This is a genomic window from Streptomyces telluris (assembly GCF_024519335.1).
Classification (GTDB): Bacteria; Actinomycetota; Actinomycetes; order Streptomycetales; family Streptomycetaceae; genus Streptomyces; species Streptomyces telluris.
The window spans coordinates 1-619 of record NZ_JANIID010000092.1; the positions used below are offsets into that span (position 1 = coordinate 1).

A 619-nucleotide genomic window follows, 5' to 3' on the forward strand; every position below is an offset into this window, starting at 1 on the left:
CGGTCGTCGCCGACGGAGCCGTTGCGGCAGACCCAGACGTCGTTGATGGCCACGTTGAGCCTGTCCGGGTCGAAGGCGGCGGAGGTGGTGCCGATCGCGGAGAGCACCCGCCCCCAGTTGGGATCCTCACCGTGGAGGGCGCACTTGAGGAGGTTGTTCCGGGCGATGGAGCGCCCGACCTCGACCGCGTCGTCCTCGGTGGCGGCGTTGACGACCTCGATGCGGATGTCCTTGCTCGCGCCCTCGGCGTCCCCGATCAGCTGACGGGCCAGGTCGTCGCACACGGCCCGGACGGCCTCGGTGAACTCCTCCTGGGCGGGGGTGACTTCGGCGGCACCCGAGGCGAGCAGCAGCACGGTGTCGTTGGTGGACATGCAGCCGTCGGAGTCGACCCGGTCGAAGGTCTTGCGGGTCGCGGTGCGCAGGGCGGCGTCGAGGCCGGGCGCGTCGACGTCGGCGTCGGTGGTCAGGACGACCAGCATGGTGGCCAGGCCCGGGGCGAGCATGCCCGCGCCCTTGGCCATGCCGCCCACCGTCCAGCCCTCACCCTGCACCACGGCCGTCTTGTGCACCGTGTCCGTCGTCTTGATCGCGATGGCGGCCTTCTCACCGCCGTGGG

The 619-nt window shown here is 71.6% G+C and carries 1 protein-coding gene; it reads right to left on the minus strand.

Going from position 1 to position 619, the window contains the following annotated elements; all coding sequences use genetic code 11:
- Positions 1 to 619, minus strand: a 619-nt coding sequence (locus tag NQU55_RS36235; protein ID WP_256791880.1) for a bifunctional ornithine acetyltransferase/N-acetylglutamate synthase, incomplete at both ends; no start/stop codon positions are given.